Source organism: Acidobacteriota bacterium, assembly GCA_020845575.1.
Classification (GTDB): domain Bacteria; phylum Acidobacteriota; class Vicinamibacteria; order Vicinamibacterales; family Vicinamibacteraceae; genus Luteitalea.
Genome location: JADLFL010000057.1, coordinates 13,306 through 32,813 on the forward strand (window position 1 = coordinate 13,306; position 19,508 = coordinate 32,813).

14 protein-coding genes are annotated in these 19,508 nt (G+C 69.2%); 6 read left to right on the top strand and 8 right to left on the bottom strand.

The window, feature by feature from the left end:
* Positions 1-6: 6 nt before the first annotated feature.
* The 4 genes from IT182_16535 to IT182_16550 all read right to left on the bottom strand — a co-directional run bounded on the left by IT182_16535 (position 7) and on the right by IT182_16550 (position 3,085).
* Complete coding sequence (locus IT182_16535) at positions 7-261, bottom strand: hypothetical protein (GenBank protein ID MCC6164958.1); 255 nt, start codon at positions 259-261, stop codon at positions 7-9.
* Between the two features lie 32 nt (positions 262-293).
* Positions 294-485 carry a hypothetical protein gene (locus tag IT182_16540; protein ID MCC6164959.1) on the bottom strand — a complete coding sequence of 64 codons (192 nt, stop codon included), beginning with the start codon at positions 483-485 and terminating at the stop codon, positions 294-296.
* A 95-nt stretch (positions 486-580) separates the two neighbouring features.
* Positions 581-769 (bottom strand): hypothetical protein, encoded by a 189-nt coding sequence (locus IT182_16545; protein ID MCC6164960.1) that lies wholly within the window; start codon positions 767-769, stop codon positions 581-583.
* Between the two features lie 87 nt (positions 770-856).
* Positions 857-3,085: a serine/threonine protein kinase gene (locus tag IT182_16550; protein MCC6164961.1), complete on the bottom strand. Its 2,229-nt coding sequence runs from the start codon at positions 3,083-3,085 to the stop codon at positions 857-859.
* A gap of 129 nt (positions 3,086-3,214) precedes the next feature.
* Between IT182_16550 and IT182_16555 the strand changes: the two genes are divergently transcribed.
* Both IT182_16555 and IT182_16560 read left to right on the top strand, forming a co-directional pair.
* Entirely contained in the window at positions 3,215-6,040 is a 2,826-nt protein-coding gene (locus IT182_16555; protein ID MCC6164962.1) for a protein kinase, read from the top strand.
* A gap of 216 nt (positions 6,041-6,256) precedes the next feature.
* Positions 6,257-8,125, top strand: a complete 1,869-nt coding sequence (locus IT182_16560; protein MCC6164963.1) for a M61 family metallopeptidase — start codon at positions 6,257-6,259, stop codon at positions 8,123-8,125.
* An 11-nt stretch (positions 8,126-8,136) separates the two neighbouring features.
* Here IT182_16560 and IT182_16565 read toward each other — a convergent pair whose 3' ends face one another.
* The 3 genes from IT182_16565 to IT182_16575 are packed head-to-tail and all read right to left on the bottom strand — an operon-like array spanning position 8,137 to position 12,619.
* Entirely contained in the window at positions 8,137-9,669 is a 1,533-nt protein-coding gene (locus tag IT182_16565; protein MCC6164964.1) for an arylsulfatase, read from the bottom strand.
* Entirely contained in the window at positions 9,666-11,312 is a 1,647-nt protein-coding gene (gene pruA, locus IT182_16570; protein MCC6164965.1) for an L-glutamate gamma-semialdehyde dehydrogenase, read from the bottom strand. Before pruA ends, IT182_16565 begins: the two co-directional genes overlap by 4 nt.
* Before the next feature lie 14 nt (positions 11,313-11,326).
* The gene (locus IT182_16575) at positions 11,327-12,619 is read right to left on the bottom strand and encodes an amidohydrolase/deacetylase family metallohydrolase (protein MCC6164966.1); all 1,293 of its coding nucleotides are present in this window, start codon (positions 12,617-12,619) and stop codon (positions 11,327-11,329) included.
* A gap of 138 nt (positions 12,620-12,757) precedes the next feature.
* Here IT182_16575 and IT182_16580 point away from each other — a divergent pair, with 138 nt between their 5' ends.
* Both IT182_16580 and IT182_16585 read left to right on the top strand, forming a co-directional pair.
* Positions 12,758-13,657, top strand: a complete 900-nt coding sequence (locus tag IT182_16580) for a cation transporter (GenBank protein ID MCC6164967.1) — start codon at positions 12,758-12,760, stop codon at positions 13,655-13,657.
* A 14-nt stretch (positions 13,658-13,671) separates the two neighbouring features.
* Complete coding sequence (locus IT182_16585) at positions 13,672-15,696, top strand: PQQ-binding-like beta-propeller repeat protein (protein MCC6164968.1); 2,025 nt, start codon at positions 13,672-13,674, stop codon at positions 15,694-15,696.
* Positions 15,697-15,718: 22 nt separating this feature from the next.
* Here IT182_16585 and IT182_16590 read toward each other — a convergent pair whose 3' ends face one another.
* On the bottom strand, positions 15,719-16,633 hold the full coding sequence (locus IT182_16590; GenBank protein ID MCC6164969.1) for an MBL fold metallo-hydrolase: 915 nt from the start codon (positions 16,631-16,633) through the stop codon (positions 15,719-15,721).
* Between the two features lie 165 nt (positions 16,634-16,798).
* Between IT182_16590 and clpS the strand changes: the two genes are divergently transcribed.
* Together clpS and clpA are read left to right on the top strand one after the other, a co-directional pair.
* A complete protein-coding gene (gene clpS / locus IT182_16595) occupies positions 16,799-17,113 on the top strand; it encodes an ATP-dependent Clp protease adapter ClpS (protein MCC6164970.1) in 315 nt (104 codons plus the stop codon).
* A 6-nt stretch (positions 17,114-17,119) separates the two neighbouring features.
* Positions 17,120-19,501, top strand: a complete 2,382-nt coding sequence (clpA, locus tag IT182_16600) for an ATP-dependent Clp protease ATP-binding subunit ClpA (protein MCC6164971.1) — start codon at positions 17,120-17,122, stop codon at positions 19,499-19,501.
* The last annotated feature ends 7 nt before the right edge of the window (positions 19,502-19,508 follow it).

Below are 19,508 nucleotides of genomic sequence, written 5' to 3' on the forward strand. Positions count from 1 at the left end.
GTCCGGCTACTGGTCGACCGTGGACTTCTTGTCCTTCGAGGCGCCGACCGCGTCAGCGGCCTTCTCGGACCAGCTCGAAGCCGCCGGCTTCACCGTGTCCCAGAAGAAGAAGATGAAGGCGATGAGAATCACCGCCGCCATGATGCCGACGATCATCAGGTATTCGGTCGGCGTCTGGCCTTCCTCGCGGCGCAAGCGCCGCGCGCTGATGTTGCGTCGAATCGTCCGGATCATGCCGCTGCTCGTCGTGGTCGGTTCCATACGTGCGTTCTCCCCGGCCCTCACTCGGGCCACTAGTGACATTCAACGTCCTCTTCGGGCTCAACGAACTCCGGACACTTCGCCGGAGGGGCAGCTTCATCTCGTGGCGGGCTCGACAGGTGCAGCACCATGTGCTTGACCACCCGCACGCCGACCAACTTCATCGTCGGGATGATGATCGAGGACAGGACGATCAGCATCGCCGTCAAGAGGCCCGCGATCATCAGGTACTCGTTGGCCGTCTGCCCCCGCTCACCCTCCCGCCCCCGGCTTGCCCTGAGCGAAGTCGAAGGGGCCTGCCCTGAGCGAAGTCGAAGGGTCACAGCCCCACCGTGCGCACGGCGCGCGCCAGCATCCTGACCGCAGACACCAGGACCGGCTCGAACATCCCCGTCAGGATGATGGCCACCGCCGTGAGGATGCCGGCCACCATCAGCCATTCGACGGCGACCTGCCCCCTCCCACTCCCGGCCGACGCGCGCGGCGTTCTGCAGCGGTGGATCGTCACGGGTTCGACTCTGCTCGACTGACGCGGATCATATGCACTTGCGTCTCACTGTCCAGCTACAAATCTGTATGGCGCCTGTCTCACCAATTATTCGCGCACACCTGTAATCACCCAGCCCCGCCCCTGGCGCCCCAGATCGAACACGAACGTCCGCCGGATCGAAAGGCTCTGGTCCGGGGCGTAGGCACCAGTGGTGCCGGCCTGTACGAGCTGACAGGACGCCGTGGCGTGACTCCCGTCAACCAGGAGCACCCGGCAGGTCGAAAGCGTCAGCGGTGCGGAGAACGAGCTCGTCACGCGCCGCAGGTGCACGTCGTCCACGGCCGGCCACACGCGGCGAATGCCCGACGCGTGGGCGGTGTTGCGCGCGGCCACATAGGCCCGCACCAGAGCCACGCCTTCTTCCTGGGGCGGTTCGGTCTGCGCCGGCGGCAACTCAGACTCGCGATGCTCGACGGGCGGGCGGGACGGCGTGTCGCTCACCGCCACCGGCGTGTCGCGGACGACGTCGCGCGGTGGGACCGTCCGGGCGATGGTGGTCACCGGTGGCGGCATCCGGTCCGCCACCACACGGGAGTCGCGCGGCGGCACCACCGCTGTCTGCACCAGGGTCTCCGCCTCCCGCGCACGCGCCACCTCCACGTCGCCACCCGTGGGAGGCTCCTGCGGCGTGTCCGCCGGTGAGTCGTCCTGGCGGGCCGGCGTCGTGTCGACGACGAGCCCCTCCGTGGTCCCTTCCTGCTCGGCGAGCACCGCAGTGACGGTCGGCTCCACGGTGCGGGTGAACAGCCCCGACATCGACACGAGCCCGAGCGCGCGCCCGACGAGCATCGCGGCAAGCAGGCACATGGCCAGCACGCCGAGAATCGCCACGACGATGACGGCGACAGGCAGACCGGCACGCGTGGCAGGTACCGGCGCCGAAGCGGCGTTGGCGGCCACGGGTGGCGGCGCCGCCACGGGCGGCCGCGATGGCGCAGCCGCCCGTTCGCGGGCGGCGTGGATGGCCGCCGAATCGGCTGTCGCCCGGCCGGCACCCACCACGGGTGGCGCGCCGGCGTTCGGTGCCATCGGCGGCAGGGCCACGGGCAACGGCCCGTCGTTCCCACGCGCCGACGGCAGGGGAAGCGGTGGCGGCGTCATCGGAGGCGCGGCAGCCGGCGGCGCGGGCGCACGGCTCGGTGCGGGCGGCATGGCGACCGCCTTGAGCGGGGCGACCACCGTCTCGTCCAGCGACGGCACGAGCGCGGGCGCATCGCGGCGCGCCTGCGTCGTGGCGGCCAGGTGCTCGAGCGCGATGTCCTCTTCGGTCTGTGTTGCACGCGCCGGCGCCGCGGGGGTCGGAGATGCCGCCGACGGAGGTGGCGGGTGGATCGCCCGCATGGCGGGCGCCGGGGGTGGTGTCTGGACGCCAGCCTGAGCCTGCGTGGCAGCCCCGGTCACCGGACGGGTCACCGGCAGGGTCACCACCATCGTCACGTCGTCGGAGCTGGCCTGCATCGCGCGACGGCGCGCGCGGGCCAGGTCCTTCCGCATCGCCTGCAGGTCCTGATAGCGATCGCCGGGCTGGCGCGCCATGCTGCGGGCGATCACGCCCGCCAGGTCCCTGTCGATCCCCGGCACGAGCTGCGTGATCGGCGTCGGCTGCGCGGCGAGCACCTTCTGCAGGACGTCTGCAGTCGTGGACCCGCCGAACGCGCGACATCCCGAGAAAAGCTCGTACATCACGAGACCGACGGCGTAGATGTCGCTGCGCGCGTCGACCTCGGCACCTTCCAGTTGCTCGGGCGCCATGTAGGCGGGCGTCCCGATCAGCGTCGGCGCGTCGAATTCGCGCGACTCCCGGTGCGACACGCGGGCGATGCCGAAATCGAGCACCTTGACCAGCCCGGCCCTCGTGATCATGAGGTTCGCGGGCTTGATGTCCCGGTGGACGATCCCGCGCTGATGGGCGTACCCAAGCCCGTCGGCCACCTCGTCGATGATGTCCAGCTTCCTGATCGCCGAGAACGGCACGTCGTCCCGGATCAGCGTGGCCAGCGTGTCGCCATCGATGTACTCCATGGCGATGAACAGCTGTCCGTCGTGGTCCCCCACGTCGTAGACCGTGACGACGTTCGGGTGCTGGAGACGGCCCGCCGACTGCGCCTCCCGCATGAAGCGGCGGCGCAGGTCCTCGCCGTTGACCCGGAGGAGTTTGAGGGCGACGTGGCGGTCGATGACGGGGTCGCGCGCGAGGTACAGGACGCCCATTCCGCCCTCGCCGAGCAGGCGTTCGACTTTGTACCGACCGATCTTTGCAGGGAGGGTGCCCATTGAGCGCTCCTAGGGACTAACGTTGCCTGGCGCGAGGGTGAACAGCGCGCCGCCTTCCCGGGAGACGCGAAGCGGTAATCCGTGCTCCGGCACGGGGCGTAATCGTTTACAGTACCGGACTGACGCCACGTGGACGAGCTTCCAGCACATATCGGGCCTTACGAAGTGCGAGACCGCCTCGGCCACGGCGGCATGGGCATGGTGTATCTGGGCTTCGACCCGATGCTGGATCGCCCCGTCGCGATCAAGGTGCTCAAGGTCCCCGACGACGAGACCCGGCGCCGTTTCCTGCGGGAAGCGCGCCTGGCCGCAAAGGTCCATCACCCCAATATCGTCAGCATCTACGCCGTCGGTGAGCACGAGGGCAACCCGTACCTCGCGATGGAGTTCATCGCCGGGCGCACGCTGGCCCAGATCATCCGCAACGGCGACACGGTGCCGCTCGCTCGCAAGGTGCACTGGCTCTCCGAGCTGTGTGCGGGACTGGCACATGCGCACACCAGCGGCATCGTCCATCGCGACGTCAAGCCGTCGAACCTGCTGATCGCACACGGGACGGGCACGCTGCGGCTGGTGGACTTCGGCATCGCCCACGGCAACGAAGCCTCGGGCATGACGATGGCCGGCATGGTGGTGGGGACGCCGCAGTACATGTCGCCCGAGCAGATCACGGGGCAACCCGTCGACGCGCGCAGCGACATCTTCTCGGTGGGCTCGGTGGCCTACGAGCTCCTCACGGGCCGGCAGGCCTTCGGGGGCGACAACCTCTACCATGTCTCGCGCCAGATCGTAGGCGAGGAACCGCGCCAGATCGAGAGTTTCGTGCCCGACGCGCCGCAGGCGCTCGTGCGCACGATCATGAAGTGCCTCCAGAAGGAGCCCGACGCGCGGCCCGAATCGGCGCGGCTCATCGAGCGCGAGTTCCTCGGGATCGCCCGCCGGCTCGACCCCGATCACACGCTCGTGGTGTTACCGGCCGAGCCCACGGTGGTGTCGTCGGGGGCCGACAGCACCACGTCGCGCCGTCAGATGCTGAAAGATGCCGAGGACGCGATCGAACAGGGCCAGATCACGACGGCCAGCGATCTGGTCCAACGGCTCGAATCGGTGGGCACGTCGCCCAATGCCGACGTGCAGCAGCTCCGGCAACGACTCCATGGACGACGGCTCGAGCTGCGCATCCAGGACGCCGTGATGCGCGCCGAACAGGCGTCGCAGTCGGGCTCGCTCGAAGAGGCCGAAAGCGCCATGGCCGCCCTGTCCGACATCGCGCCGCGCCATCCGGCGCTGGTCGCGCTCCGGAAGGCACACCAGGAACGGCTCGATGAACGGCAGGTCGCCGCGCTGACCTCGCGGGCCAGGCTGGCGCTGCAGCACGAGAAACTCGACGAGGCGGCCGCCCTCATCGCCGAGGCCCTGGCCCTCGATCCGGATTCTGGCGAAGCCCTCGCGGTGCAACAGAGGCTCTCCGACCGCACCCGTGCGCAGCGGATCGCCCGCATGGTGGCGCAGGCGAGCCGGGCCCTCGAGAAGGAGGATCCGCTGGCGGCCCGCCGGGCGATCGAGGCGCTGACCAAACTCGATCCGTCGCACCGCGACGTGGAGCGGTTGCAGGGGCGCCTGGCCGCACTCACCGCAGATGCCGCCGAGCACGCCGGGCGCACGCCGACGTCTGCAACGCGCCCACCTGCCGCGCCGCCCTCGCGGCAACCGGCGGCTGCGGCCGCAGCAGCACCTGCCGCACCGGCCACGCCACCTCCCGCAGCAGCGACGACAGGACCGTCGTCGACACAAGCGCCGGCACCGGCGCTGGATAATCTGCTGATCCGCCAGCCCGTGTCGCGCGTGGACGTCGACGGGCCCTTGGCGCCGTCCGGGGGGGCGCCGTCGAATGTCGTGGGCGAAGCGACGAGCCGGTCACCCCTGGTGGCCGTGCTGGTGGTGCTCGCGCTCCTGCTCGGGGGCGGTGGTGCCTGGTTCGCGTTCATGCGCGGGTCTGCCACACCGCCCGAGCCTGCAATCCAGTCGAACACCGACACACCCGTAAGTGGCGACACGCCCGGCACCGTCACGCCGCCGCCTGGCAGTGAGGGGACGACGGGTACGGAGCCGCCGACGTCAACGGCGAGCGGAGACGCGAAGGACGACACCGAAGCGGTCGTCCCGCCGCCGACGGGTACGAAGATCGACGTCTGGGCTGCCGCACGCCAGCACGTCGCCGCCGGCCGCTTCGACAGGGCGATGGCAGCCATCGACGAGGTGAAGGGCGAACCCGCGCGTGCCGTGCACCAGGAGCGGACGCGTGTGGTCGACGCCGCACGCCGCACCGCGCTCGCCTCACGCCGCGTGGCCGACGACCTTCGCCGGTCCGCCGCGCCGGAGTACGTCCTCGGGGCGACCAGCCAGGCGCAGGCCGATCGCGATACGGCGGCGGGCCGCCTCTCGCAGGCGGTGAGTGCGTACGTGGAGGCGCGCACGCACTTCCTCCAGGCGATGCAGCCCACCGAGCGAGCGCAGACGCAGACGGGCGGCACGATACCCACCCCGCCGCCTGTCACGACCACGCCGTCGGGCACGACACCGGGGGCGCAGCCGCCACCAACGCAGAACACCTCGCCACGCGTGGATCTCTCGACGTGGTCGAACGAAGAGGCGCGTGCGACGATCTCCCAGTTCTGCGGTGCGTATCTCGCCCGCGACCTCGGTCTGCTGAACCGTCTGTGGCCCAACATGAGCCCGGCGTGGCGCACGGAGTTCAAGGAGGCCTTCTCCACCGAAGGCGAGCTCGTGTGCGTGTTCGAGAGCGTGACGATCGTCCGGGCGACAGACGAGTTCAACGCCGTCACGCGCCTCCTGACGCAGCTCCCCGGCGCCGCCCAACGCCGCCGCAACCTCACCCTGACCCTCGTCCCCGCCCGCGACAGACTGGTCATCGGCAACATCAGCGTGAAGTAGGAGCCGACGACCGGGAACCGGGCGACCGGCGACCGGCGACAGGCAACCGGTTGTCGGGGTTGGACGCCGGGCATCCGGTGGGACGAGTGTAGGGGCACCCCTTGTGGGTGCCCGATCCGACGGCACAGACGCAGACAGCATTTCCGACCGGTTGCCCGTTGCCCGTTGCCGGTTGCCGGTTGCCGGTCATCGCATTTCAGCGAGTACCATGCCCGCATGTGCGTCTGGCGTGGGCTTTCACGGTTGGTGTTCGTTCTGCTGCTGTCGTCTCTCGCGAACCCCGTCGCGGCGCAGACGACGGGGATCGAGTACGTCGTCTCCATCCCGCATCCCGAGCAACGATGGCTCCTGGTCGACGCGACGTTCCCGTCGCGCGCGGGACAGGCACTCGAAGTGCGGATGGCGCGATCATCGCCGGGCCGTTACGCGACGCACGAATTCGGCAAGAACGTCTACAGGTTCGAGGCGCTGGACGCGGCCGGCGCGGCGCTGGCCGTCACGCAGGTCGCCCCCGCGCACTGGCGCATCGCGGCCACCGGCCCCGCGGTGCACGTGCGCTACAGGCTGTTTGCCGATCACGTGGACGGCACGTATGCGGCGGTCGACCGCACGCACGCGCACCTGAACATCCCGGCGACGTTCGCCTGGGCGCCGTCACTCCAGCAGACGCCGATTCGCGTGCGCCTCACGCAGCCGCCCGACCTCGCGTGGCGCGTGTCGACGCAACTCTTCCCGACCGGCGATCCGCTCGTCTTCACGGCACCGAACCACCAGTACTTCATGGACTCGCCGATCGAATTCAGCGATCACGCCGTGCGCGAGTTCACCGTGGCGCGCCCGAGCGGCGCGCCGGCCCGCATCAGGCTGGCCGTGCACCATCTCGGGACGGACGCGCAGGTCGACGCCTTCGCCGCCGACGTCGAGAAGGTCGTGCGTGAGCAGGCCGCGGTCTTCGGCGAGATCCCGGCGTTCGACACGGGCACGTACACGTTCCTGATGGACTACCTGCCCTGGGCGGATGGCGACGGCATGGAGCACCGCAACAGCACCGTGTGCACGTCGAGCGCGACTCTGGCAGACGCGGCACCGCGGCTGCTCGGCACCGTGTCGCACGAGTTCTTCCACGCGTGGAACGTCGAGCGCATCAGGCCGGCGTCGCTCGAACCGTTCGACTTCGGCACCGCGAACATGTCGGGCGATCTCTGGCTGGCCGAGGGCTTCACGAGCTACTACGGCGTGCTCACGATGATCCGCGCCGGCTTCATCGCCGCGGATCAGGGCGTGGAGCAGCTCGCGGGATACGCCAACGGCGTGCTCCACGCGCCGGGCACGCGGTTCAGATCGGCGGTGGACATGAGCCGCCTCGCGCCGTTCGTGGACGCGGCCACGTCCGTCGACAGCACCAACTGGGAGAATACGTTCGCATCCTATTACACGTATGGCGCCGCGATCGGCCTCGGTCTCGACCTCACGCTGCGCGAGCGGAGCAACGGACGCGTGACGCTCGACGACTTCATGCGTCAACTGTGGAAGGTCCACGGCGTTCCGGGCGGGAAGGCGCCCGGTTACGTGACACGGCCGTACACGGTGAAGGACGCCGAGGCGGCCCTGGCCGTCGTGAGCGGCGACGCGGCCTTCGCGGCCGACTTCTTCACGCGCCACGTCCTCGGCACCGAGGCCATCGACTACGCGCGGCTGTTCGCCGCCGTGGGCTACGCGCTGCGCGAGCGAGGGACGCCACCAACGCTCGGCCCCGTGCGCCTCCAACAGCGGCAGGGACGCATGGTCGTGGCGGGCAATACGATCGAGGGCAGTCCGCTGCACACGGCAGGCATCGGCAGCGGCGACGCCATCACGTCGCTCGCCGGCACCGCCATCACGCAGCCCGGCGACTTCGAGCGCATCCTGGCGACGCAGACGCCGGGGACCGACGTCGCGGTGGAGTTCGATTCCCGAGGCGAGCGGCGGACCGTGCCGGTGACGGTGCAGAAGAACAACCGCCTGGAGGCCGTCCCGTCCTCCCCGCGCACGCCGGAACAGGACGCCCTCCGTACGGCGTGGCTGTCATCGCGGAGGCCGTCGTAGGGACCGGGTCCCTACGGTGCTTGTCTGATCGCCGCGACCCGTCCCGCCATCGCCTTGACACGATCGGGGTGGTCGGCGGCGATGTTGCGGGTCTCGCCGATGTCTGTGTCGAGGTCGTACAACTGCGGCAGTGGATCGTTGGCGAGTTCGGTGTTGGTGTACTCGTTGCGCCTCGGCCCCTTCGACGGCTCGATGTACTTCCACCGGCCCTCGCGCAGCGCCAGTCCACCTGCGTGCTCGACGATGTGATCGCGGCCCACGGGATCCTCGCCGAGCAGGGCCGCGAGCTGGTTCGTGCTGTCTGCCGCGTCGCCTTGCGGTACCGATTGCTGCGTGAGCGCGGCAAGTGACGCCACGAGATCCACCTGCGACACGAGCGCGTCGCTGACGCCCCGCTTCACGCGCGCCGGCCACCGGACGGCGAACGGCACGCGCGTGCCGGCTTCGAAGCGGCTGTACTTGCCGCCGCGCAGCGGCCCCCACGGCCTGTGCGCGCCGAGTTTCTCCACCGCCTGATCGACGTACCCGTCGTCGACGACGGGCCCGTTGTCGCTCGTGAAGATCACCAGCGTGTCGTCGGCGAGCTTCAGGCGGTCGAGCGTCTCGAGCACCTGCCCGATCGACCAGTCGGCCTGCAGGATCGCGTCGCCGCGCGGGCCCATGCCCGACTTGCCGACGAATCGTTCGTGCGGCACGCGCGGGACGTGCGGATCGTTGAGGGCGAAGTAGAGGAAGAACGGCTCACGCTGGTGCTGCTCGATGTAGGCGACCGCCTTGCGCGTGAACGTGTCGGCCATGTCCTGGTCGCGCCACAGCGCGGCCTTGCCGCCCGTCATGTACCCGATCCGGCTCACGCCGTTGACGATGGTCTGATCGTGCCCATGACTCGGCCGCTGCGTCGTCAGCAGTTCGGGATGGGCCTTGCCCGTCGGCCAGTCGCCGACCGGTTTGGTGTAGTCCACGCGAATCGGATCCGTCGGATCGAGCCCGACGACGCGACCGTCTTCGACAAAGACCGTCGGCACGCGATCGCCGGTGGCCGCCATGATGAAGCTGTAGGCAAAGCCAACCTCGTTGGGACCGGGTGTGATGCGCGCGTTCCAGTCGGGACCGTCAGGTCCGCCGAGCCCGAGATGCCACTTGCCGACAACACCGGTCTGATAGCCGGCCTTGCGCAGCATCGCGGGCATTGTCGTGCGCGCGGGATCGATGATGAGCGACGCGTTGCCGGGAAGTACGCCCGTGCCCTGCTGGCGCCACGCGTAGCGGCCCGTGAGCATCGAGAACCGCGACGGCGTGCACGTGGCCGACGTCGCGTACCCGTTCGTGAACCTGACGCCCTCGCGCGCCACGCGGTCCATGTGCGGCGTCGAGATGGCCGTGGCGCCGTACGCCGACGTATCGCCGTAGCCCAGGTCGTCGGCGTAGATCAGGACGATGTTCGGACGCGGCGCCGGCTGCGCCTGCACCATCGACAGGCAGCAGGCCAGTAGTACCGGCAAGAGGCAACGGGCAACGGGCAACCGGTTGCCGGTCGTCGTCATTCTTCCCCCATGTAGGGGTAGCGGTAGTCGGTGGGCGGGACGAACGTCTCCTTGATCGAACGCGGGCTCACCCAGCGCAGGAGATTGAGCTTGCTGCCGGCCTTGTCGTTGGTGCCCGACGCGCGCGCGCCGCCGAACGGCTGCTGGCCCACCACGGCGCCCGTGCACTTGTCGTTGATGTAGAAGTTGCCTGCCGCGTTGCGCAGGTGCGTGTACGCCTGGCGCACGGCGCGGCGATCGTCGGCGAAGATCGCGCCCGTCAGCGCGTACGGCGACGTCCTGTTCACGATGGCCATCGTCTCGATGAACTGATCGTCGGGGTAGACGTAGGCCGTCACGACGGGGCCGAAGATCTCCTCGCAGAGCAGACGCGCGCCGGGATCCTCCACCTGCACGAAGGTCGGCTGCACGAAGTAGCCCACCTCGTTCGAGGCGGTACCACCGCTCAGGACGGTGCCCGTGCGACGGGCCTCTTCGAGATATCCGCCGATCTTGGTGAACGACCGCTGATCGATCACCGCGCCCATGAAGTTGCGGAAGTCGCGCACGTCGCCGACGCGGATGTCGGCCATCATCGCGACGATGCGATCCTTGACCGCGCCCCAGAGCGACTGCGGGATGTAGACGCGGCTGCACGCCGAGCACTTCTGCCCCTGGAACTCGAACCCGCCCCTGACGATGGCCACCGCCAGCGCGTCGACGTTGGCCGACGGGTGCGCCATGATGAAGTCCTTGCCGCCCGTCTCGCCCACCATGCGCGGATACGACCGGTACTGGTCCACGCGGCCCGCCACGGTCTTCCACATGTGCTGGAACACGGTGGTGCTGCCGGTGAAGTGCACGCCCGCCAGTTCCGGATGGTTCAGCACGACGTCCGAGATCGCCACGGGATCGCCGGGGACGAAGTTGATGACGCCTGGCGGAAGACCCGCGGCCTCGAACAACTTCATCACGTAGTAGTTGCTCAGCATCGCCGTCTGCGAGGGCTTCCACACGATCGTGTTGCCCATCACCGCGGGCGCCGCCGTGAGATTGCCGCCGATCGCCGTGAAGTTGAACGGGCTGACGGCGTACACGAAGCCTTCGAGCGGACGGTAGTCGGTCTGGTTCCAGACGCCCTTGTCGTTGACGGGTTGCTCGGCGTAGAGATCCTCGGCGAACGCGCAGTTGAAGCGGAGAAAGTCGGCCAGCTCGCACGCGGCGTCGATCTCGGACTGGAACACCGTCTTGCTCTGCCCGAGCATCGTCGCCGCGTTGATCGTGTCGCGCCACGTCGTCGAGAGGAGTTCGGCCGCGCGGAGGAACACGGCAGCGCGATCCTCCCAGGCCCACCGGCTCCACTCTTCACGGGCGGCCAGCGCCGCGTCGATGGCCTGCTGCGCCAGTGCGGGGGTGGCCCCGTGCCATGTGCCGAGCACGTGCTGGTGCGCGTGCGGCATGATGCAGGACGCCGTGTCGCCGGTGTGGTGCGGCGTGCCCCCGACGATCACCGGGATATCAACCTGCTCGGCGGCCATGCTGCCGAGCCGCGCCTTCAACGAAGCGCGCTCGGGCGAGCCCGGCGCGTAGCTGCGAATCGGTTCGTTGACGACGGCCGGCACCCGGCGCCGCGCCGCAAGACTGGCCACGGGGGAATCAGACATGACGAGGAGTGTAGCTAATGCCCCCTCGTCCTGTCCCACTTCGGGTCGCCACCCCGGGCGTTGCCGGGGAGCGTCTCCCAGGGGTCGGCGATGAGGCCGTTCTGATCGTAGACGACCTTGCCGTCGCGGACGGTGAGCTCGCACGACAGGCGCTGGCTCGCGTTGATGCGGCCGCCGGCGGGGTCCACGAAGCCGAAGCTGCCCTTCTCGAGCCGCAGCACGGCGACGTCTGCCGGGGCGCCCACCGACAGGTGCCCGAGCGACTCCAGCTTGATCTCGCGCGCGGGATTCCACGTCGATTGGCGGATGACGTCCACGAGCGGCACGCCCATCGCCATGAACTTGCCCATCACGTTCAGCATGTCCTTCATCGCGGAGTTCATGCTGCTCGTATGGAGGTCGGTCGAGATGGAGTCGGGCACGAAGCCCTTCTGCACCATCGGGACGGCCGCCGAGTAGCGGAAGCTCGCGCCGCCGTGGCCGACGTCGAAGATGATGCCGCGCTTGCGGCCGGCGACCATCGCCGCGCTCGGCCCCTTCGCGGCTGCGTCGAACTCGCCGCGCACGCCGCCATACATGTGCGTGAAGATGTCGCCCGGACGCAGGTACGTCATGAACAGGTCCATGAGCGTGCGACCCGCGCGCACGTTGCCGCCGAAGTCGATCATCACGGGGATGTCGGCCTTCCGCCCCGCGATCACGGCCTGCTCGTACGGCTTCCAGTCCTTGCCGTTGTAGTGCGCGCTCTTGACGCCGACCACGACGCCCTTGTGCCGGAGCGCCATGGCGGCGGTGGCCTCGCCGTCCATGTCGTCGGCGTTCTGTTCGATCGGCCCCGATCCCATGCCGTTGCCGACGATGTTGAGGAACGCCGTGACGCGCGTCTTCGACTCGTCGATGATGCGGCGCTTGAAGTCGGGGAAGTTGCGCCAGCCCGACGTCCCCGCATCGGACACCGTCGTCACGCAGCTGCGCAGCGTGAAGCCGTCGGGGAAGACGCTCCAGTCGCCGCCCGCGTAGTCCTTCTGCTTCTCGCCCGGGAAGATGTGCACGTGGATGTCGACGAGTCCCGGCGTCACGAGCAGCCCTCGCGCGTCGACGGCCTTGAGCGCGCGCGCGGCGGGGATGTCCACCGCGACCTCGGCGACCTTGCCGTCCTTGATCGCGACATCCCGCACGGCATCGACCCCGTTCTTCGGATCGATCAGGCGGCCGCCCTTGATGAGGAAGTCGAAGTCGGGAGCCTGCTGCGCCGCCAGAGGCGCCGCCAACAAGCCGACCACAGCCAGCACGACAACGTTGCGCATGGGGGACAACATATACCAGCCGGGCACCGGGCACCGGGCACCGGGCACCGGGCACCCTTCGACTCGCTTCGCTCGGTCAGGGCACGCACCGCGAACGGCCTCATCCGCTTGTGACAGACTGGGCGCGATTCACCCAGCATGACGCCCCTCGAACAGTCGTATCGCACGGCCCGCCGCGTGACGGTGGCCGGAATCGTGGTCAGCGCCGTCCTCGCCTGCGGCAACATCGCCGTAGGACTGGTCGAGCGTTCAACGTCCGTCCTCGCCGCCGGATTCGAGTTCGCCGGCGACGTGCTGGCCTCGACCATCGTGCTCGTGGCCATGACGGTGGCGGCCAGGCCGGCCGACGACAACCACCCGTACGGGCACGGCCGCTTCGAAACGCTGTCGGCCTTCATCGTCGGCGGCATCCTGACGCTGGCCGGCATCGCGATCTGCTACCAATCGCTGCAGGCCGTCACGGCGGCGCATCCTCCGCCCGGGAAGATGGCCGCGATCCCGCTCGTCGCGGCCATCGTGCTGCGCGGCGGCATGTCCGCCCTCAAGTTCGGCGTGGGCCGGCGCCTGCGCAGCGCCGCGCTCGTGGCCGACGCCTGGAACGATGCCGTCGACATCCTGTCGGCGACGGCTGCCCTGGTCGCCGTCGCCCTGACGACGTACGACCCGCAACGATTCCTGCCGGCTGACCACTACGGCGGGTTCGTGGTCGGCGTAGTCGTGGTGGTAACGGGGCTGCGCGTCGCCCGCGATGCGTCACTCGAGCTCGTCGACTCCATGCCGGCATCGGCGATGACCGACGAACTTGCCGCGCTGGCCCTGTCGGTCCCGGGCGTGCTCGGCGTCGACAAACTGTTCGCGCGAAAGACGGGGCTGCAGTATCACGTCGACATGCACATCGAAGTCGATTCCACCCTCAGCATCGGCGACTCCCACGCCATCGGTGGACACGTGCGATCGACACTGAAGCGCGAAGCGCCCTGGGTGGCGGACGTCCTCGTCCATGTCGAACCCGCGCACGTCGATCGGCGCCCCGGGTGAGTTACCTTCTCCGCATGCGTCTTGCACTCGGGCTGGTGATCGTGGGGATCGTGTGTCCGTCGACGGCACTCGCGCAGGCTGTCGATCCGCGTGGGGCGGACCTGTTCGTGGCGCATTGCGCGACGTGTCACGGGGCCGACGGACGGGGCGGCGAGCGTGGGCCCGACATCGTGACGGGGCCGCGCAATCGCAACAGGACCGTCGCCGCGATTCAGTCCGTGATCAAGCAGGGCATGCCCGGCGGAGGCATGCCGCCCATCGCGCTCGACGAGGCGCAGGCGACGCTGGTTGCGAATCACCTGCGGACGCTCGCAGCCGACGCATGGGAACCGCCCACGTGGCCGCGCATCGGCGCGCAGGTGCGCGGCGGCGCGCGCGTCGAAGGTCTCGTGCTGAACGAGACGGGCTCGCACCTCTATCTCCTTCGCAACGACGGCTCGCTGGCCAGGCTGCCGCGGCGCGACGTGACGTCCACAGACGACATGGGGCGCGTCGAGATGCCCACGCTCGTGCCTCGGGACCGTCCGGCGCCGGCGAATCCCGGCGACTGGGCGACGTACAACGGCGAGATCGGTGGCAACAGGCACACGGCGCTGGCGCAGATCACACCCGCCAACGTCTCGCGCCTTCGGCCGGCGTGGACGTTCGCGATTGCCGGTGCGCGCAATCTCAAGACGACGCCGCTCGTGGTCGACGGCGTGATGTACGTCACGGCGCCCAACGAGGTCTTCGCGATCGACGCGCGTACCGGCGCGCAGATCTGGCATCACCGGCGTCCACGTACGCCGGGCGTCATCGGCGACGCCGGCGGCGGCGTCAATCGCGGCGTGGCGCTCGCGGGCGATCGCGTCTTCTTCGTCACCGACGATGCGCGGATCGTGGCGCTGCATCGCGGCAACGGGCAGCCGCTGTGGGAGACGGTGATGGCCGACTTCCGCGCGCACTACGGCTCGACGTCGGCGCCGCTCGTCGTGGGCGATCGCGTGTATTCCGGCGTGTCCGGCGGCGACGAGGGCGTGCGCGGGTTCCTCGCGGCGTTCGACATCGCCACGGGCCGCGAGGTCTGGCGCGTGTGGACGGTCCCCGCGCCGGGTGAACCGGGATCGGAGACATGGGGCGGCCGTGCCATCGAGCACGGGTGCGCCGCGCCGTGGCTGACGGGGTCGTACGACGCATCGCTCGACACGCTCTACTGGACCACGGGCAATCCGTGCCCCGACTACAACGGCGACGAGCGCGTGGGCGACAACCTCTATTCCAACAGCGTGCTTGCGCTCGATCCGGCCACGGGCGCGCGGCGGTGGCACTTCCAGTTCACGCCGCACGACCTGCACGACTGGGACGCGGTGCAGACGGTCATCGTGGCCGACGCACGCTTCCAGGGGCGCACGCGCAAGCTGCTGCTCCAGGCCAATCGCAACGGGTTCTTCTACGTGCTGGATCGCGAGACGGGGAAGATGCTCCTCGCGCAGCCGTTCCAGAAGAAGTTGAACTGGGCTTCTGGCATCGACGCCGACGGCCGTCCCGTGCGGGTGCCCGGCAAGGAGCCCTCGTGGGGCGGCACGCTGGTGTGTCCGACGGTCGAGGGCGCGACCAACTGGATGTCGCCGGCGTTCAACCCCGACCTCGGCCTCTTCTACGTGCAGGCGCTCGAGCGTTGCACGATCTTCACCAAGTCCACGCGCTGGTTCGAGCCCGGGCAGTCGTTCTACGGCGGCACCACGCGCCGCGTGCCCGGCGAAACGGGGGGCAAGGTGTTGCGCGCGATCGACATCAACACGGGCCGCATCACATGGGAGCTGCCGCAGGTGGGCGACGGCGAGTCATGGGGCGGCGTGCTGTCGACGGCGACGGGCCTCCTCTTTGTCGCGGAAGACGATGGCCGCTTCACCGCCGTCGATGCGAAAACGGGCGCCCGTCTGTGGGAGTTCCCCGCCAACGCCTTGTGGCGCGCGTCACCCATGACCTACATGGCCGGCGACACGCAACACCTCGCGATCGCCGGCGGCGGCGTGATCTACGCCTTCGCGCTCCAGTAGGGTCCGGGCGACGGGCGTCAGGTCAGGTGGATGCGCGCAAGGCCCTGGCGAGACCGGTCCAGCACATGTCGAAGGGGACGGCGAGTTCGAGGCGGCGAAGTTCCTCCTCGGACAACTGACGACGGAAGACGCGGCGGAGATCGTCGATGAATCGCGCTTGGCGCTCCTCTTCCGACAGCACCCCGTCGGACAGGAGCTGACCGGCAAGGTGCTTCATCACGTCGAGGCGATCGAGCAGTTCGGCGAGGTGCGCGGCGACGACGGTCACCGGGCCGAAGTGGGTGAGGAACAGCGCCGACGGCTGCCACGCGAGGATCCGCGTGACGCTCTCGTGCCACAGGGCGATGTCGATGTCGGGAGGAGGCGTGGGCGGCATCACGCCGGTCATGGCTGCCGTCCTGCACCCGCCCGTGTCGCCCACGAACGCGATGCGCGACGCCCTGTGGAAATAGCTCACGTGATGCTGGGCATGCCCCGGCGTGTACGCCACGTCGATGTCGTGCCCGGCCACGACGATGTGCTCGCCGCCGCGCAGGATGTGCAGATTGCCCTCGGGGACGGCCATGAACTCGCCCCACAGCGTGTCCATGCGGTCGCCGTAGATCCTCGTCGCGCTGGCCAGCAAGCGCTCGGGCGACGCCATGTGCCGGGCACCCCGCTCGTGCACGTACACGCGACACGCTGGCCGGCGCCGCACGATGGTCCCCGTCGCCCCCGCGTGATCGAAGTGGATGTGCGTCAGCAGGACGGCCTCCACATCGTCGAGCGACAGCCCGCCGGAGGCGAGGTCGGCATCGAGCGCGGCAAGGTCGGTCGACGGCCCGGGGTCGATGAGCGCAATCCCCGACGGCCCCTCCAGGACAACCGTGGCAATCACGCCCGGCGTGCCCTGGAACCGGCCATCGGCATAACGCAGCTGATTGGCGAGGACAAGCATGGGGGATGGTAATGCCCGGCAACCGGTAATGGGCAACCGGCACCCGGAACGGCTTGTCCCTTCGGCATTCGGACCACGCCGTCGCAAACCGGGTGCCGGGTTGCCCGGTTGCCGGCCTCCGTATACTGGTGAGTGGACGCGGCGGGTGCCGGCGTCCACACGTTGATGAGTGACACACACCGGCAAACGGGCGATCTCGTCCTCGAACGGACCGAGAAGCAGGTCAAGGAGCCCGAGCGGTTCAAGGTCCTGTTGATCAACGACGACTACACGACAATGGACTTTGTCGTGGAAGTCCTGGAGACCGTGTTCCACAAGTCGCCGGCCGAAGCCTTTCGCGTGATGATGCAGGTACACACGCAGGGCAGGGGGCTGTGCGGTGTCTATACGTTCGAGGTCGCCGAGACGAAGGTCGAGGCAGTCCACGAACTGGCGCGCCAGAACGGGTTTCCGCTGCGGGCGAGCCTGGAAGAGGAGTAAGTCAGCATGTTCAGTGCCTCTGTCGAGTTGCTGCTGGGCGTGGCGTACCGTGAGGCCACCTCGCGCCGCCATACGCACCTCACGCTCGAACACCTCCTCTACGTCCTCGCGCACGACACGGAAGCCGAGCGGATCCTCGCCGCGTGCGGCGCCGACCTCCCACGCCTGCGGTCGGAACTCGACAAGTTCCTCCAGCAGAACATCGAGCAGTTCCCGCGCGGCGCCCAGAAGGAGCCCGAGCAGACGCTCGCGTTCAGGCGCGCGCTCCAGACGGCCGTGCTGCACGTGCAGAGCGCGGGCAAGAGCGAGGTGCAGGCGGGCGACCTGCTGGCCGCCCTGCTCCAGCAGAACCGCTCGTACGCCGCGCAGCTCCTCGAAGGCCAGGGCGTGACGCGGCTCGACGTCCTCAACTACATCAGCCACGGCATCGCCAAGGTGCCCGCGCCCGAGGATCCTGCGAGCGACGAACGTCCTGCCGCGGCGGGTCAGGGCGAGGAGGGGTCGTCGACGTCGCGGACGCCGCTCGACGCCTACGCCGTCAGCCTCACGCAGAAGGCACGCTCGGGCGTGCTCGATCCGCTCGTCGGCCGCACCGCCGAAGTGCAGCGCACGATGGAGATCCTCTGCCGTCGGCGCAAGAACAACCCGATGTTCGTGGGCGAACCGGGCGTGGGCAAGACGGCCCTCGCCGAGGGGCTCGCGCAGCGCCTGCTCCAGGACGATGTGCCGGCGGTCTTGAAGGACGCAGAGGTCTTCTCGCTCGACGCGACGGCGCTGCTCGCGGGCACGCGCTTCCGTGGCGATTTCGAAGAGCGCTTCAAGGCCGTCGTCAACGCGCTGGCGAAGCGGCCGCGGCCGATCCTGTTCATCGACGAGATGCACAGCACCGTCGGCGCGGGTGCGACAACGGGCGGCACGATGGACCTCGCGACGCTGATCAAGCCGGTGCTGAGCGCGGGCGACATCCGCGTGATCGGCGCGACGACGTTCGAGGAGTTCAAGCAGGTCGAGAAGGACCGCGCGCTCGCGCGGCGGCTGCAGAAGGTGGTGGTGGACGAGCCGAGCGTCGACGAAACGGTGACGATCCTCGAGGGGCTTCGCAGCCGCTACGAAGACCACCACAACGTGACGTACACCAACGGCGCGATCGAGACCGCCGCGAAGCTGGCCGGACGGCACCTGCGCGACTATCGCCTGCCCGACAGCGCGATCGACGTCCTCGACGAGGCGGGCGCCATGCTGCGCCTGCAGCCGAAGTCAGATGGCAGGGCCGGCTCTCCGGGCCCGGCCGCTGACGACAGCGCCTCGACTCCGATCGACACCGACGCGACCACGGATGCCGCCGAACCACGACAGATCGTCGACGTCCCGGAGATCGAGAAGGTCATCGCGCGCATGGCGCGCATCCCCGACAAGCAGGCGCACGCATCCGACAGAGAGCGCTTACGCACGCTCGAGGAACAACTGACGCGCGTGGTGTTCGGACAGGACGAGGCGGTGAAGGCGGTGGCGCGGGCGATCAAGCGCGCGCGCGCCGGACTCGGACAGCCCGACAAGCCGGCCGGCTGCTTCCTGTTCACGGGACCGACGGGCGTGGGCAAGACGGAGCTCGCGCGTCAGCTCGCGATCCATCTCGGCAACCAGTTCGTGCGCTTCGACATGTCGGAGTACATGGAGAAGCACGCGGTGGCGCGGCTCATCGGCGCACCGCCGGGATACGTCGGCTTCGAGCAGGGCGGGCTGCTCGTCGACGCGATCCGCAAGGATCCGTACGCGGTGCTGCTCCTCGACGAGATCGAGAAGGCGCATCCCGACATCTACAACATCCTGCTGCAGGTGATGGATCACGCCACGCTCACCGACAACACGGGACGCAAGGCCGACTTCCGTCAGGTGATTCTGATCATGACGTCCAACGCGGGGTCGCGCGAAGCGAGCCAGGCGCTCGTCGGGTTCAGCGGCAGTGCGAGCGGTAAGGGGGCCGCGGGCCGCGCGAAGCAGGCGCTGGAGCGCATCTTCAGCCCGGAATTCCGCAACCGTCTCGACGCGACGGTCACGTTCGGCTCGCTCACGAAGCAGACGGTCGAGACGATCGTCGAGAAGTTCGTGCTGCAGCTCGAAGCGCAGCTCGCCGAGCGGCGCGTGGCGATCACGCTGGAACCCGAGGCGCGCGCGTGGCTGGCCGAGAAGGGCTACGACCCGGTCTTCGGCGCACGTCCGCTGGCGCGCGTCATCCAGACGGAAGTCCGCGATCCGCTCACCGACGAGATCCTCTTCGGCCGCCTCGAACACGGCGGTCTCGTCACGATCGGCCTCGTCGACGACAAACTCACCTTCGACATCGTCAGCTCGCCGGCCCCCGCCGGCCGCGACACCGTCGATGCGTAGCGGCCAG

Excerpts from the sequence above, each read along its gene's own strand:
- IT182_16535 (MCC6164958.1), bottom strand. The coding sequence starts at position 261 with ATGGAACCGACCACGACGAGCAGCGGCATGATCCGGACGATTCGACGC.
- IT182_16540 (MCC6164959.1), bottom strand. The coding sequence starts at position 485 with ATGATCGCGGGCCTCTTGACGGCGATGCTGATCGTCCTGTCCTCGATC.
- IT182_16550 (MCC6164961.1), bottom strand. The coding sequence starts at position 3,085 with ATGGGCACCCTCCCTGCAAAGATCGGTCGGTACAAAGTCGAACGCCTG.
- IT182_16560 (MCC6164963.1), top strand. The coding sequence starts at position 6,257 with ATGTGCGTCTGGCGTGGGCTTTCACGGTTGGTGTTCGTTCTGCTGCTG.
- IT182_16565 (MCC6164964.1), bottom strand. The coding sequence starts at position 9,669 with ATGACGACGACCGGCAACCGGTTGCCCGTTGCCCGTTGCCTCTTGCCG.
- pruA (MCC6164965.1), bottom strand. The coding sequence starts at position 11,312 with ATGTCTGATTCCCCCGTGGCCAGTCTTGCGGCGCGGCGCCGGGTGCCG.
- IT182_16575 (MCC6164966.1), bottom strand. The coding sequence starts at position 12,619 with ATGCGCAACGTTGTCGTGCTGGCTGTGGTCGGCTTGTTGGCGGCGCCT.
- IT182_16580 (MCC6164967.1), top strand. The coding sequence starts at position 12,758 with ATGACGCCCCTCGAACAGTCGTATCGCACGGCCCGCCGCGTGACGGTG.
- IT182_16585 (MCC6164968.1), top strand. The coding sequence starts at position 13,672 with ATGCGTCTTGCACTCGGGCTGGTGATCGTGGGGATCGTGTGTCCGTCG.
- IT182_16590 (MCC6164969.1), bottom strand. The coding sequence starts at position 16,633 with ATGCTTGTCCTCGCCAATCAGCTGCGTTATGCCGATGGCCGGTTCCAG.
- clpS (MCC6164970.1), top strand. The coding sequence starts at position 16,799 with ATGAGTGACACACACCGGCAAACGGGCGATCTCGTCCTCGAACGGACC.
- clpA (MCC6164971.1), top strand. The coding sequence starts at position 17,120 with ATGTTCAGTGCCTCTGTCGAGTTGCTGCTGGGCGTGGCGTACCGTGAG.